General features: G+C 55.4%; 14 protein-coding genes. 10 read left to right on the top strand and 4 right to left on the bottom strand.

Annotated elements, in window-relative coordinates; translation table 11 throughout:
* Positions 1-570: 570 nt before the first annotated feature.
* The 10 genes from mtrE (at position 571) to MTHE_RS07175 (ending at position 10233) form a co-directional block, all read left to right on the top strand.
* On the top strand, positions 571-1476 hold the full coding sequence (mtrE, locus tag MTHE_RS07220; protein ID WP_011696552.1) for a tetrahydromethanopterin S-methyltransferase subunit E: 906 nt from the start codon (positions 571-573) through the stop codon (positions 1474-1476).
* Positions 1473-2162: a tetrahydromethanopterin S-methyltransferase subunit D gene (gene mtrD, locus MTHE_RS07215; protein WP_011696551.1), complete on the top strand. Its 690-nt coding sequence runs from the start codon at positions 1473-1475 to the stop codon at positions 2160-2162. The genes mtrE and mtrD overlap by 4 nt, the downstream gene beginning before the upstream one ends.
* A gap of 1 nt (position 2163) precedes the next feature.
* A complete protein-coding gene (gene mtrC, locus MTHE_RS07210) occupies positions 2164-2991 on the top strand; it encodes a tetrahydromethanopterin S-methyltransferase subunit MtrC (protein WP_011696550.1) in 828 nt (275 codons plus the stop codon).
* 12 nt (positions 2992-3003) lie between these two features.
* Positions 3004-3354 carry a tetrahydromethanopterin S-methyltransferase subunit B gene (locus tag MTHE_RS07205; RefSeq protein WP_011696549.1) on the top strand — a complete coding sequence of 117 codons (351 nt, stop codon included), beginning with the start codon at positions 3004-3006 and terminating at the stop codon, positions 3352-3354.
* 2 nt (positions 3355-3356) lie between these two features.
* On the top strand, positions 3357-4088 hold the full coding sequence (gene mtrA, locus MTHE_RS07200) for a tetrahydromethanopterin S-methyltransferase subunit A (protein ID WP_011696548.1): 732 nt from the start codon (positions 3357-3359) through the stop codon (positions 4086-4088).
* 1 nt (position 4089) lies between these two features.
* Complete coding sequence (locus tag MTHE_RS07195; RefSeq protein WP_011696547.1) at positions 4090-4317, top strand: tetrahydromethanopterin S-methyltransferase subunit F; 228 nt, start codon at positions 4090-4092, stop codon at positions 4315-4317.
* Positions 4318-4320: 3 nt separating this feature from the next.
* Positions 4321-4575, top strand: coding sequence for a tetrahydromethanopterin S-methyltransferase subunit MtrG (mtrG, locus tag MTHE_RS07190; protein ID WP_011696546.1), 255 nt, complete (start codon positions 4321-4323; stop codon positions 4573-4575).
* Positions 4576-5511 carry a tetrahydromethanopterin S-methyltransferase subunit H gene (mtrH, locus tag MTHE_RS07185; protein WP_011696545.1) on the top strand — a complete coding sequence of 312 codons (936 nt, stop codon included), beginning with the start codon at positions 4576-4578 and terminating at the stop codon, positions 5509-5511. It begins immediately after the preceding gene.
* Positions 5512-5557: 46 nt separating this feature from the next.
* Positions 5558-6190 carry a YkgJ family cysteine cluster protein gene (locus MTHE_RS07180; RefSeq protein WP_011696544.1) on the top strand — a complete coding sequence of 211 codons (633 nt, stop codon included), beginning with the start codon at positions 5558-5560 and terminating at the stop codon, positions 6188-6190.
* Between the two features lie 236 nt (positions 6191-6426).
* Positions 6427-10233: a tetratricopeptide repeat protein gene (locus MTHE_RS07175; protein WP_175265905.1), complete on the top strand. Its 3807-nt coding sequence runs from the start codon at positions 6427-6429 to the stop codon at positions 10231-10233.
* A gap of 59 nt (positions 10234-10292) precedes the next feature.
* On the opposite strand, the gene MTHE_RS07170 is transcribed toward MTHE_RS07175, so the two are convergent.
* The 4 genes from MTHE_RS07170 to MTHE_RS07155 all read right to left on the bottom strand — a co-directional run bounded on the left by MTHE_RS07170 (position 10293) and on the right by MTHE_RS07155 (position 13878).
* Complete coding sequence (locus MTHE_RS07170; RefSeq protein ID WP_011696542.1) at positions 10293-11024, bottom strand: RNA methyltransferase; 732 nt, start codon at positions 11022-11024, stop codon at positions 10293-10295.
* Positions 11025-11061: 37 nt separating this feature from the next.
* Positions 11062-12483, bottom strand: coding sequence for an RtcB family protein (locus MTHE_RS07165; RefSeq protein ID WP_011696541.1), 1422 nt, complete (start codon positions 12481-12483; stop codon positions 11062-11064).
* Between the two features lie 11 nt (positions 12484-12494).
* Entirely contained in the window at positions 12495-12920 is a 426-nt protein-coding gene (locus MTHE_RS07160; protein ID WP_011696540.1) for an archease, read from the bottom strand.
* A 61-nt stretch (positions 12921-12981) separates the two neighbouring features.
* Positions 12982-13878 (bottom strand): radical SAM protein, encoded by an 897-nt coding sequence (locus MTHE_RS07155; protein WP_011696539.1) that lies wholly within the window; start codon positions 13876-13878, stop codon positions 12982-12984.
* Between the last annotated feature and the right edge of the window lie 152 nt (positions 13879-14030).

The following is a 14030-nucleotide window of genomic DNA, read 5'->3' as shown; positions in this document are numbered from 1 at the left end:
TCATCGCACAGGGTCGCCCATGTGGATGAAAATGGTTCAAGATCTGTTCGCTCATATCCATCTGATGGTTTGCCATGAGATTTAGTCATGTTTTTGTGGTGAATGAACTGGCGTCTCCAGAAACAAATTGCACGAGTCCCAGGTTGAATACGAGAGCTATTTTTCATGCTGGCCAAATGCCTCGGCTGATGGGCTCTTAACACAACCAGAAATTCGGTGACTTGCATTCCCCGTAAACCATTATGGCTTCCGCTCTTTCATATCTCTAGCAACTTGGAATGCATGCAAGCTGCTTGCTACACATCCATTCGCTAGAAGTGCATGCCAGGCTAACCCATTTGAGGGAAAATTATCATAGGGATAAGAGCGATGGCTTCTTTGTTGGATAGATGATAGAGGTCATGATTAGCCGGCGCACAAAATATAATTTGTAATAATATGAATCTTAATTCTGATATGCAGCAATGGTTTTTGTTCGCGAAACCTTTATAAGCCTGGCTAAAGGATAAGACAGCGTTATTAGCCAAATTTGTCATAATGATTTGGCGAAAATGAATAGGAGGAGGAAAAATGGACGCATTGAGCATGGGGCTCGTCGCTGCTATGGGGGCCCTTGCGACCGTTGCTGGAGCCAGCGAGGATATTGAATCGGATGTTGGCTCACAGAGCAATCCAAACTCGCAGGTCCAGCTTGCTGCACAGGTCGGAAACCCCCACAGGATATACAACAAGGCCATCTCAGGCGAGCCACCGGCGAACGCCCTTTGGGCTACAACCGCTGCTGTTGTGGCTTACACGCTGATAACAAAGTTCGCAATGCCTGCGCTCTTCGCAATAGCCGTAGGCGCGTCAGTTGCAGCGCTCTTCAATGGAGTCTTCTCGACCAGCGCTTACTTCGGCAGGAACGCAAGCCAGCGCAGGTTCAATCAGTGGATCTATCTGGACATAGTCCGTTACACGACACCATCCATAATGGCACATGCATGGATAACGGCATTCTGCATAACATGTATAGCGTACATACAGACACAGATTTTGATGCCACATCATCCGTTCCCGATGCCTGTTATCGCTATGATCTGGGGAATAGCTGTTGGTGCGATCGGTTCTTCTGTGGGTGATATTCATTATGGAGGCGAGCGTGAGTTCCAGTGGAGAATCTTCGGCCAGGGTCTCAACACGATGCTCTCGGGCCAGATTGTCAGGAAGGCCGAGGCTGGGTTGAGGAACTCCATCGACAACGCATGGTTCTGTGCCAAGCTTGGAGGTCCGTTTACAGGTCTTGCGTTCGGTCTGGTGGTATTCCTGGATAGCTGGCGCACAACAGTCTTCGACCCGGTGACACAGTCCGGTCTGGCAATAGGCATGGGACTGTTCTTTGTGATACTGATGAATCTCTACAACTACTATGTTGAGACCTCGGTGAGAAGAAAGTATGGTCCGTATCCAGGGTACAAGGGGGATATTCCAGCATGAACTTTGACGCGTTGACCATAGTGTACATTCTTGAGATCATCGTGGGCGGCCTGCTTGTGGGCGTGGGTGTTCACTTCGTGCCGGTCGGCGGCGCGCCTGCGGCAATGGCCCAGGCTACAGGAGTTGGCACGGGCACAGTTCAGCTTGCTGCTGGATCCGGCCTCACTGGCCTGCTGGCCGCAGGTCTCATGATGTCAGTCACAGATAACATCTGGCCAATTCTGGCATCAGGAGCCGTTGGAGCAATGATAATGATAGATGCCACAATGATGGTTGGTGGCTGGATATACGCTTACGCAGTGGGCGCACCATTCGCATCAGCCAAGGTCAATTACGATCCGATCACCGGATACTCTCAGCCACCGTATGTTGCCCCCGGCACAGTCGGGCAGGGTATACCCACAGTCTCCTTTGTGAGCGGGACGATCGGCGGCTTCATGGGCGGTCTCGGCGGTGCTCTGATCTACTACCCGCTGATGATGATAAATCATAACCCATCTCTGAGTGCCCTCTTCGCGATCGGCATATTCCTGGTGAACGCCGTTCTGGCTTCCTGGAACATCCAGGGAACGATCGAGGGGTTCCACGATCCGAAGTTCAAGAGATGGACAAAGGCGTTCAGATCATGTCTGGTTGCCACCCTGATTCTGGCACTGGTGGCCGTGACAATAACGGGAGGTGCATGAAATGACAGTAGCGGGAGGCGCACCAACTGCACCTGCAGCGATACCCGCTGAGAAGCTCAGGATCTACGGGCTTGGGGGAGCGCTCGTCGGGATATACCTCGCTGCTGTGCTTAACAGTGTTCTTGATACGGACATATTCTCGGTTCTAGCTGCAGTGGGTGCTGTGGCAGCCGCGGTAACCGGAGCCAATGCAGTCCGGAGGGTCTGCGGCTATGGTATAGGTACCGGTGTCCCGTCGATAGGAATGCTCGCACTAGGCATGGGTATAGTCGGAGCGTCGTTCGGGTTCTCAACTGCGCAGCAGCTGGGCGTATCGATGGCAGGTGTCATCATAGCTCTGGTCTATGCGATGGTCTTCGGCTACATCGTTGGGACAATTGCCAACAAGGTTCTTGGATTCGGCATACCCATAATGGAGGAGGGGCTTACAGACCTCTCAGGCGCGGGCGCGATGGCGATCATCGGCTGGTCCTATGCGATCTCTGGATCGCTGGCATATGTAGACCTGGTAGATAAGGTGTTCAACACCGGATATCTTGCGATAGTCTTCATCTGTGGTGGCCTTGCGATCCTGCATCCGTTCAACGCGAACCTGGGACCGGATGAGAAGCAGGACAGAACACTGGTGAACGGGCTGATGGTAGGCTCTCTGGCAGTCGTCGCCGTTGGTCTCTGTTCACTGGCAACGCTCAGCGCCGCTGCAGCGCTCATAACAATCATAATCGGTGCAGCTGCATGGTACTACTTCTACGTCTGGTACTACAGGCTGGTCAAGAGAGATGCTGCAGCAGTTGTTGGAACAGGTCTGCTGCCGCCTAGCGCGCTATGAGGAGGCAAAAAGATGGGATATGTCAGAATATCTCCAGAACTGGGGCTGCTCTTCGATCCGCTTAAAGGGGTGGTCGCGGAGCAGAGGGAGGATGTGGTTCTCTACACCTTCGATCCGGTGATGGACAGGATTGACAGGCTTGATGCGATCGCAGACGACCTGGTGAACCAGCTGGTCCCGGATAACGAGCTGCTGGAGTCGTACAAGAACAGGGGAAAGACCTCTCTCATAGGCGGCCTTTACACCAACATCTGGGTCGGCTTCATCATAGGTCTGGTGATCTCGTTTGTCGTGCTGATCGGCATGGTCTTCAGCGATCCGGCGAAGCTTGAGATGCTCCGAAAGGCTATGGGAGGTGCCTGATTATGGTGCTAAAGAAGAAACCCGCAGAGCCCTGGCCTGTGATAACCGGCGAGTACGAGGTCGGCAATCCCGAGAGCCCTGTTGCGGTTGTGACATGCGGCTCCCACCTCAATAACGCAGAGCTGGTAGCCGCGGGTGCAGCTCTGGCCGGGCCATGCAAGACAGAGAACATAGGGATAGAGAAGATGGTCGCCAACGTGATCTCCAATCCGAATATCAGGTATCTGATCATAACAGGCATGGAGGTCAAGGGGCACATCACAGGGCAGGCGATAGAGGCGTTCACTGCCAGCGGAATAGACAAGGAGGGCAGAATTGTCGGGGCCAAGGGTGCGATCCCATTCATCCAGAACCTGACGCCTGAGGCGATAGAGCGGTGGAGGCAACAGATCACCACGATCAACATGATCGACACAGAGGATATGGGTGCCATCACCGCGAAGATAAAGGAGCTCGTCGCCAAAGACCCTGGCGCATTAGATGTCGAGCCGATGATCGTCGAGATCAAGGAGGGCGCAGGCGAGGAGGGTGAGGCCGGCCTTAGACCGATGGCTGCGGAGGTCGTGGAGGTTCGTTCAAGGATACGGGCCATGGATATGGCTGTTACGAACAACGGCCTACTCAATAAATTCCAGGCTGGAGTTTATGTGGGCAAGATAGAGGGAATCGCGGTTGGAATGACCCTGACCCTGGCCATATTCGGGATCATACTCAAGATGGTAGGGGGGAGCTGAGATGGCAGGTGATGAGATAGTTTACGGACAGGGAACTCCGGCTGTTATAGAGCCCGCGATGCCCCTCTTCGATCAGATCGTGGACGACATAAAGTACAAGGCGCAGCTGCTGGCCAGGGAGACGAAGCTGAGCTCTGGCGTCATCGCGGCGGCCCCGCAGGGGTTTGCGATCGGCTTCTTCCTCGCTGTGGCCATGGTACTGGGCCCCTTCCTGCTGATGGGGGTGTGAGTCGTGGCAGATGAGGCGAAGGATACAAAGCCAGTCGTCCCTGTTGCTGTGGTCGATCGTGACCAGTACAGGGAGATAATGGCGCGTCTCGATAAGATCGAGGAGAAGATAGAGTTCTACTCGGCTGAGAAGTTCATGAGAGCCGGAAAGTCCGTGGGCAGGGATCTGGGTGTTGCCTACGGAGTGTGTGCTGGACTGATAATAATATTGGCGTACATACTGTTCATGTATGCCGGCAACTGGGCTAAGGTGATTTGAATGTTCAGGTTCGATAGAAAGCAGGAGGTCTTCGACTTCGGCAAGTTCAAGATCGGAGGCCAGCCTGGCGAGTACCCAACTTGCTGCATCGGCACTATGTTCTATGCCAGGCACAAGATAGTATCCGATCCGGAGCATGGAGTATTCGATAAGAACGCTGCTGAGAAACTCTGGAACCAGCAGGTTGAGATGAGTGAGATCACAGGGAACACCTGCATGAACCAGATCGTGGCAGAGACGAACGAGGCTATGCAGAAGGAGATCGACTGGTTCGTGGAGATCTCCGACTACCCCTTCCTCATCGATTCCTCTGCTCCAGAGGTGCGTGCCTTCGGAGTCAAATACGCCACAGAGATCGGTGTAGCGGACAGGGCGATACACAACTCAATCAACGCCTCAATAACAGATGAGGAGCTGCAGGCGCTGAAGGAGAGCGATCTGGATGCCGCGATAGTCCTGGCGTTCAACGCCATGGAGAAGGGCACTAAGGGCAAGATGGACATACTCACAAAGGCGGCGGGCGGCGCCAAGAAGGGGATGCTCGAGTACGCGAAGGACTGCGGCATAACGAGGATTCTCATAGACACAGCGGCGATGCCGCTGGGAGCTGGCTCAGGAGCGACATACAGAGCATGCATCGCTGTCAAGGCGATGCTGGGCCTGCCGGTCGGCGGAGGCTTCCACAACGCTGCGTCCGCATGGGACTGGATGAAGAAGTGGAAGAAGACTCACAAGGAGGCGTTCGCACCTGTTGATATCGGCTCGAACCTCGTGGCCGGAATCGTGGGTGCTGACTTCTACCTATATGGTCCGATCGAGAACGCTCCGATGATCTTCCCGGCTGCGGCGATGGTCGACATCATGAAGGCTGAGTCGATCCAGGAGCTCGGCCTCGAGGTGCTGGATCCGAACCATCCAATAAAGAAGACCCTGTAGGGCGAGACTCCGCCCTGCTTTTATTTTCATTTCAGGAGTTCTGTTTTTGCCTAAAGTTTATATCTCTCTATCATTTGACAGGGTTCGCTTCAAATGTCAGCGCTGCGGCGCGTGCTGCCACCACCGCAGGCCATCAGAGTTTCCGGATTTGATACCGCCGGAGCTTGTGCAGAGGTTCGTCGAGCGCTCGAACCTCATACATCTGAATGAGGATGAGGTCACCAGAATATCGAGAGTTTATGGTCTCAGGCCGGATGAGTTTGTCGATACTCTGTATCCCTACAACGGGAGGACCGTCAGGGTCTCGGATGACGGTCTGAAGGTTGTGCTGGATATACCTGTACTTAAATCCAAGCCGGATACGACCTGCGTCTTTTACGACAATGGCTGCAGGATATACCCGCACAGGCCCAGGGCGTGCAGGCTCTTTCCCTTTCGCATATCTGAGCGTGAGATCGCGGGGGATGTGGTTCTCAGCATAGATTACAATCCAGGCTGCCCCGGTATCGGAAAGGGGGATTATGCTGATACGAGAAAAATACGGGAGCTGGCGGTGGAGATCTTCTCAAGACGCATGAACGCTATCACCCGCGAGACAAAGGAGCTCATCGCATCGGGATCCATCAAGCCTGATATGGTGGTGTACAGAACCATGCCCGGTGGACCCCGAACCAGGTGATCGGTTGCCTGATCTATGGATGCATCGCATATGTATTTTCATCTATCTTTTTTAGAATTTTGAGGCGTTTCGATCAACTCAGAAACCCTGAAATAGAACGCACTTCAAAAAACGTAGATTTTATAAAGGAGAAGATTTACTACAGTGAGAATATCTGAGCGGATATGTGGGGAGATCCGCAAAGTGGGGATTGATCTTATTCATGATCATGTTTCTTTGTGTAAAGGAGGTATTACGTGGTAGATGGGGCTGAAGCCTTGCGCACCATCGCAGGTTTCCTGGATGGTGTTATTAAAGATGACAGGGTGATCGAGAGGATCGCGCTGGAGACCCACGGGACCATATCATCGCTGGCAAGAGCTGTGCTCGCCTCGAATCGCGCCGGGGCGTTATCACATCTAGATGAGATCGCGGAGCAGAATTCAGCATCCAGAGATCATAGCCTCTGGTTTTCGCTGGGCATGATCTCGCAGCAGCTCGGTTCGCTCGAACGGGCGGTGAGCCATCTTTCAAGGGCTTTGGAGCGTGCATCAGGAGCAGATGCGGTTAAGGTTCTTTCAAGACTTGGGTCAATTTATGCAAATGTGGAGGACTTGGATCGGGCGATCTCTCTCTACAGAGATGCGCTCTCGCGACTGGAAAGCGGGGATCCTGAGCGCGCTGGTATCCTCATAAACCTCTCCATGGCATACAGAGAGGCAAGACGGTGGGATGATGCACTGCAGTGCAGCTCTGATGCGATATATCTCCTCAGATCATCAGGAGACAGAAGCTCCGTCGCGAGGGCGATCATGGAGGAGGCCGAGATCCGGAGGGAGATGGGGGATTTATCATCTGCTGAGGAGCTCTACAGGACGTGCCTTGAGGAGTTCGAGCGGCTGGGGGAGATTCCGTTCGTGTGCAGGTCTCTGGAGATGCTGGGTCGCATATCTCAGCTCAGAGGCGAATCCAGGAGAGCTGAGGACCTTTTCGATATGGCCATGCACAGGTACGAGCACTGCCATGAGATAGAGGGAGCATCGAGGACTGCACTTCTTCTGGGAGATCTGCATGCGATCGAGGGGAGGTTTTCCAGCGCGGAGGAGTGCTACCTGAAGGCGCTGGAGGGCTTTCGAGAGGTATCAGATCGCGAGAGCGTGGCGAACACACTGCTGAGCCTCGCCAGGCTCTACGGGTCCATGGGCGAGTGGAGGGGAGCTGTCGAGCGCTATCGCGAGGCTCTTGATATCCTGCAGTCTGAGCAGTCACAGGATCTCGCAAGGGCTCTAAGAGAGATGGGGACTGCATGCTACAGATTGAGAGATTATGAGATGGCGCAGAATTATTTCATGAAGTCTCTCGAGCTCAGCGAGGCCCTCGGGGAGAGGGACGGCATGGCTGCATCGCACACAGGCATGGGTCACATGCTCTCAGACCTTGGCGATTGGGATGGCGCTGTAGAGCACTATGAGAGGGGTGCCGAGCTCCTGCGTGAGATGGGAGATCTCAGGGGTGCTGCAGCATGCACATCAAACATAGCGAGCGTGTACCAGATGATGGGGGATCTGGAGAAGGCGCTGGATATCTATCACGATGCTCTTCAGATCCAGGAGCGGCTTGGCGATATGCAGGGCGCGTCGAAGACACTGAACAACATGGGGCTCGTCTACCAGCACATGGGCGAGATCGAGGCTGCTGAGAGAAACTACATGCGCTGCCTGGAGCTGAAGGAGCAGCTCGGGGATGTCCACGGCGCCGCGAACACCCACATCAACCTCGCGACCCTTTACGAGATCCAGAGGCGCTGGGATGATGCCATAACCCATTATCAGGATGCTCTGGAGACGTTCGAGGCGATCGGCGATCGCAGGGGCATGGCTGCGGTTATGAACAACCTCGGGAACGTGTACGAGGAGAAGGGGGATATTCTGCAGGCGATAAAGAGCTACAGGATGAGCATGGAGCTCGATGGTGGAGATGCAAGCATCGCGAAGATATCATGGAATCTTGGGGGGCTCTACCAGAGGATCGGGGATGCTGAGAGCGCGGAGAAGTGCTACAGGGCCAGCCTGGAAGCCTTCCAGAGCATTGGAGATGAGAGGGGTGCGGCCTATGCTCTCATGGGCCTCGGCAGCATCGCGCTGGAGCGTGGCCTTTGGGACGATGCGCTGGACTGTTTTAAGAGGTGTGTCGATCTCAGGCTTGATACGCCAGAGGCCCTGAGGGTGCTTGGAAGCATCGCATCTGTTTATGAGAGAAAGGGCATGTGGCAGGAGGCTCTTGCAGAGTACAGGAAGGTGCTTGAGAGGTTCAGGGGGATGGGAGATTCTCTCGGTGTTGCAGCGGTTCTGAGCACAATCGGCAACCTCCTGGCGGAGCAGGGGCACTGGGATGATGCCCTTGAGCACTACAGTGAGAGCCTTGAGATATTCGAGAGGCTCGGCGACGGCTACAGCACAGCGGTCACCACAAACAACATGGCAAATGTGCTTTACAGGAGGGGTGAGTGGGACCGAGCTTTGAACCTGTACTCGAAGGCGATGGAGCACTTCCAGCGGGTCGGGGACATGCATAGTTATGGAGCAACGCTGAGCAACATTGCGAGCATACACTACAGGAGAGGGGAGTGGGAGAGGGCGATAGAGCTCTACCACAAGAGCCTCGAGATCTTCGAGGGGCTTGAGGATTCGGGGGCATCCGCGATGGTTCTGAACAACCTCGGGCTCCTGTACCACAGGAGGGGCGAGTGGTCGCTTGCAGTCGATCACTTCAGGCTGGCAGCAGAGTGCGCGATGCGTGCAGGCGATCACGAGGCAGCCACGGAGTTCCGGGCGAACATAGATATGGTGAGATCATGCCGCGGAGAGGCATCTGTAGATATCGATGGGTATCTCAAAAAGCTTGAGGAGATCGAGAGGGCAGGTGATGTTGAGATGGCTGCGGAGATGCACGGGATACTGGCAAATGCATATGCTGACATCTTCCGCTGGGAGGAGGCGCTGGATCATTACCAGAAGAGCCTGGAGCTCTTCGAGCGCACCGGCGACAGGTACAGCGCTGCGGAGACGATGTTCAACATGGCTCTGATCTACAGGGATCGGGGTGAGTGGTCGATCGCCGAGGACCTCCTCTCGAGGAGCATGAGCGAGTTCAGAGCGCTGAAGGCATCGCCATGCTACAGCATGTCGCGTCTCAACTTGGGGCTTTTGAAGGAGATCAGGGGAGCTGATCCTGAGGAGGATATACTATCCGCGATCACCACGTTTGAGAGCATAGGCGCGATCCCGGATCTCTGCGAGGCATATCTCGCGATGGCCAGGGTGAAGCTGAACAGAGGGGAGATGAGCGAGGCGCGCTTCTACCTCTCCGAGGCGGAGACGCTCATACTGAAGACCGGTTATGATTCCATGAAGATCAGACTTTACATCGAGTGGGGTGACTTTTACCTGTCGCAGGCCCCCTTCGAGGCCAGGAGCAGCTACCAGAAGGCTCTTGCTCTTGCTAGAAAGATGGGGCTCACGAGGGATGAGGGTGTGGCGCTTCGCAGTCTCGGTGCGGCATCTCTGAACGCCGGCGATTACGATGAAGCAGAGGAGCACCTCCAGAAGGCCCTGACGCTCTTCAAATCGATCAACTCCATGTACGATCTCCTCTCTACGTATGCGCTCATGGCGACCCTGTACTTCAACAGGAAGGATCACTCCAGGGCAGAGGAGACTGCCCTCCTCTTAGAGCGACAGGCCAGAAGGCTCGGCTATAGGGACCTGCAGGTCAAGGCGCTGGAGGTTATCGCCGGCTGCGAGCTGGCGACTTCGAGAACAGACGCAGCTGTGAGCACATACCTTGAGGCGCTGAACATAGCGCAGTCAGATGGTGTCTCTAAGAGACTGCTAACAGAGCTGACCAGGAACATAGTCAGCAGCCTCCAGGATATCCTCAGGGAGAGGGCGAACCTCTCAGATCTCTCCGCAATAAAAACAGTCGAGTGCCTGCTCGAGGCGCTCCGCGCCGGTCTGACGTACAGGGTGGATTTCGCAGACGATATCGTGCTCGGAGGCGCATAGTTTGAGGCCGCATCCATTCTCAAAGCATCCGAATGAACCGCTGAATGGGCTTTCCTGTCTCATTCTGAGGGCGCCTGGTCCTCCTCTCCCTCGACCTTCCATATCGCCTTCTTTATCACGCCAAGCAGGGTGTTCGCCTCACGCTCCGTCAGCTCCGCCCGTCCGAAAATGCGGCGGAGCATCAGCACCACGTAGCGGATCTTGTGCTCCGGATAGTTTATGATCCTGAGGAGGTGGTCTGTGCTCTCGTATATCCTCTCCAGCATATCTCTGCCAGCCAGTCTGATCTCGAGTGTGGAGTCGACCTGGCCCAGCTCGTAGAGGAGCACGGTCGCTGCATGCGATAGATTCATAACGGGATACTCATCGCTTGTGGGAATAGACACAAGCACATCACAGGCCATCAGCTCGTCGTTTGTCAGTCCCCAGTCCTCTCTTCCCAGGAGGAGGGCTACGGTCCCGTCCTTATCCCTCAACCGCTCCGCGAGCTCTGATGGTGTGAGAAATGGGACGCGGAGGTGAAGCCTGAGATGGTGATGGTCTCTGGAGAGACGCTTTCCGGTGGTGCCCACAATGAGATTCACACCCTCCAGGGCGTCCTCCAGACGGTCAACACTTTTAGCGGATTGGAGTATGTCCTTCGCATGCGCTGCCATTGCCATGCCAAACGAGCCGATATCACAGGGCCTGACGAGAACCAGGTCGTTGAAGCCGAAGTTCTTCATCGACCTCGCCACCGCGCCCACGTTTCCTTCGTACCTGGGCTCTACGAGCACCACCCTGAGCTTCATCCGCAGTTGCGGGTTCGTTTGAACTCTTAAATCTAACTCATCCCTTTGAAACCCCTAGAGGTATCGTCTTTGCGACCTTCTTGGCAAGCCCGAGCGCATGCACGACCTCGACCACCTCGTGGCTGGGCTTGTAGACCTCCGGCGCCTCCTCTGCGAGCACAGCAGACTCCGTCGCCATCACCTTGATCCCCTCTCGCTGGAGGCTTGCCTTTACCTCCGATCCTCTGTATGTCTTCTTCGCCTGGCTCCTGCTCATTATCCGGCCGGACCCATGGCATGCGCTGCCAAATGTGAGCTCGAGCGCCCTGTCCTGGCCACAGAGGACATACGAGGGGGTTCCCATGCTCCCCGGGATCAGAAGGGGCTGTCCAACATCTCTGTAGTCCTGGGGTACCTCTCTTCTGGAGGGGCCGAACGACCTGGTCGCGCCCTTCCTATGTACGTACAGCCTCTCGAGCCTTCCATCAACCATATGCTCCTCTATCTTGGCGACGTTGTGCGCCACGTCGTAGACGAGGGGCATCTCCACATCCCCGAAGTACTTCGCGAAGACCTCCCTGGTCCAGTGCGCTATGATCTGCCGGTTTGCCCAGGCATAATTCGCGGCTGCAGCCATCGCCCCGAAGTAGTTCGTCGCCTCCGGAGTTCCGATGGGCGCGCATGCGAGCTGCTTATCCGGCAGGTCGATGTTGTACTTCCTCACAGCCTTTGCCAGGACCTCGAGATGATCTGTGCATATCTGATGGCCCGCACCCCTGGAGCCGCAGTGTATCATGACTGTGACCTGCCCCTTGAAGAGTCCGAAGCGCCTGGCGATGCGCTCATCATACACCTCTCCCACATACTGTACCTCGAGGAAGTGGTTGCCGCTGCCGAGCGTACCGAACTGGGGCCTTCCGCGCTTCCTTGCCTTAGTGCTCACCTGGGATGGATCCGCGCCCTTCAGACATCCGTTCTCCTCGCAGTGCTCCAGATCTCCCTCCGTGCCATATCCCTCCTCCACAGCCCATCTCGCGCCAGCGATGAACGCCTCTGTGAGCTCGCTGTCTGAGACGTGTAGCCTGCTTGTGGCTCCAACCCCTGAAGGTATCTCCTTGAAAAGGGCCTCGATGAGATCAGAGATCACGGGCCTGACCTCCTCAACAGTCAGGTCTGTGCGCAGGAGGCGCACGCCGCAGTTGATATCGAATCCCACACCACCAGGGCTTATGACCCCACCGTCCTCCCGGAATGCTGCGACTCCGCCTATCGGAAATCCGTATCCAAGATGCGCATCCGGCATGGCCATGGAGTACTTCACTATACCCGGCAGTGTGGCCACGTTCGCCACCTGTTCAATCGTTCCAGGCTCCACCATCTCCAGGAGGGACTCGGAGATGAATAACCTGCCCGGGACCCGCATTCCCTCCTTGTAGCCTATCGGCAGCTCGTAGATATTTTCATCAATCTTATTGAGCATGTGACCACCTCTCAAACATCGAGCACAACCTGCATTATCCAGGGCCTGTCGGAATCCCCAGGCCGCACTTCGAACTGGTGGAGCGTGACTGCCTTGACCTCGGTCTCGAATGAGTGTCTTTTCCTGTCTATATGCTCGCCGTGGACCCTGGCGTTCAATCTCCATACACTGTTATGGCTCAGGGATATATCAAAATCGCTGAAGACCGCGAGCTCTGCGCTGAAGAGGAACAGGAGCTCTGAGAGCCATTTGTACGCAAGGCTCTCCATATCCTCGGCCTCAAGCTCAACCTCCCATACCATCTCATGCCTGACGGTCTTGGTATCTATCATGGCGCTGAACATCGCCAGGGCCGCGTTTCTCAGCATCTCCTCCGGGCTGGTACCATAGGCTCTGAACTTGACATCAGCAGTGTGCTCCAGAAACTCATACTGCATTTTATCTGTGCCTCCAAAAGCCTGAAGACCGGAGTTAACAGCACATCATTGGCCTATGCCTTTAAATATCCTCCAGTCCCCTCGAGAGGCCAGCAGCCCTTGCAAGCCGCAGGGCCTCTCTGTATTCGCTCAGCGTTATGCGCCTCGAGAGCTCTCTGTACCGATCTGCTCTGTACTCGGGCCTGTACTGGTCCATGATGTTGATGTACGTGTTCTTCGAGAGCTCTGATATGAACCTCACAACCTCATCTGTGCCTGCCAGGTTATCTGGAAGGACCAGATGGCGCACGAGAAGCCCTCTGACTGCGATCCCGTTCTCGATGACCAGATCCCCGACCTGCCGGTGCATCTCCTTTATTGCAGCTTTCATGACCCCCACATATCCGGGGGCATTGGAGTACCTCATTGCCATCTCGTCGGAGCCGTATTTCGCATCCGGCATGTAGATGTCCACGATGCCATCGAGAAGTCGAAGCGTATCCACCGAATCATACCCGCCGCTGTTGTAAACCAGCGGTATGCTCAGGCCCATTTCGCTTGCGATGACCAGTGCCTCGAGTATCTGCGGCACGACATGTGTCGGTGTGACGAGATTGATGTTATGACAGCCTGTGAGCTGGAGATGCATCATTATGCCTGCGAGGCGTTCTGCGGTGACCTCTACCCCCATATCAAGCTGACTTATCTCGTAGTTCTGACAGAAGACGCATGCCAGGTTGCAGCCGGCGAAGAATATGGTTCCAGAGCCGTGGTAGCCGACGAGCGGCGGCTCCTCTCCGTAGTGCGGGCCCGCGCTGCTCACCTTCGCCAAGCGACCTGTCCTGCAGAACCCCAGCTCTCCCTCAATGCGATTGACCCCACATCTCCTGGGGCATATCTCGCAGTGCTCCAGCCTGCGAATCGCCTCCTCAGCCCTTGACTGAAGCTCCTCTGGAGGCATGCGGTTGTAGACTGCCACATGTATCACTTATTTCTGTGTGGGAATACTCGACGATCAAGCTTTCGGTGCTGCTGTGATCCGGATCTCCAGGTATATCAGCGGTGATCGCTGGCATTTGTTGATAGGATCGTCATGTGCATCGCCTCTGCGAGAATGCCTGCGGGTCTCAG

The organism is Methanothrix thermoacetophila PT (assembly GCF_000014945.1).
GTDB classification, from domain to species: domain Archaea; phylum Halobacteriota; class Methanosarcinia; order Methanotrichales; family Methanotrichaceae; genus Methanothrix_B; species Methanothrix_B thermoacetophila.
The sequence above is the reverse complement of the archived record's forward strand: the minus strand, read 5'-3'. Positions and strand labels throughout refer to the sequence as shown.

Excerpts from the sequence above, each read along its gene's own strand:
- MTHE_RS07165 (WP_011696541.1), bottom strand. The coding sequence starts at position 12,483 with ATGCTCAATAAGATTGATGAAAATATCTACGAGCTGCCGATAGGCTAC.
- MTHE_RS07160 (WP_011696540.1), bottom strand. The coding sequence starts at position 12,920 with ATGCAGTATGAGTTTCTGGAGCACACTGCTGATGTCAAGTTCAGAGCC.
- mtrE (WP_011696552.1), top strand. The coding sequence starts at position 571 with ATGGACGCATTGAGCATGGGGCTCGTCGCTGCTATGGGGGCCCTTGCG.
- mtrA (WP_011696548.1), top strand. The coding sequence starts at position 3,357 with ATGGTGCTAAAGAAGAAACCCGCAGAGCCCTGGCCTGTGATAACCGGC.
- MTHE_RS07170 (WP_011696542.1), bottom strand. The coding sequence starts at position 11,024 with ATGAAGCTCAGGGTGGTGCTCGTAGAGCCCAGGTACGAAGGAAACGTG.
- mtrD (WP_011696551.1), top strand. The coding sequence starts at position 1,473 with ATGAACTTTGACGCGTTGACCATAGTGTACATTCTTGAGATCATCGTG.
- MTHE_RS07205 (WP_011696549.1), top strand. The coding sequence starts at position 3,004 with ATGGGATATGTCAGAATATCTCCAGAACTGGGGCTGCTCTTCGATCCG.
- MTHE_RS07195 (WP_011696547.1), top strand. The coding sequence starts at position 4,090 with ATGGCAGGTGATGAGATAGTTTACGGACAGGGAACTCCGGCTGTTATA.
- mtrH (WP_011696545.1), top strand. The coding sequence starts at position 4,576 with ATGTTCAGGTTCGATAGAAAGCAGGAGGTCTTCGACTTCGGCAAGTTC.
- mtrC (WP_011696550.1), top strand. The coding sequence starts at position 2,164 with ATGACAGTAGCGGGAGGCGCACCAACTGCACCTGCAGCGATACCCGCT.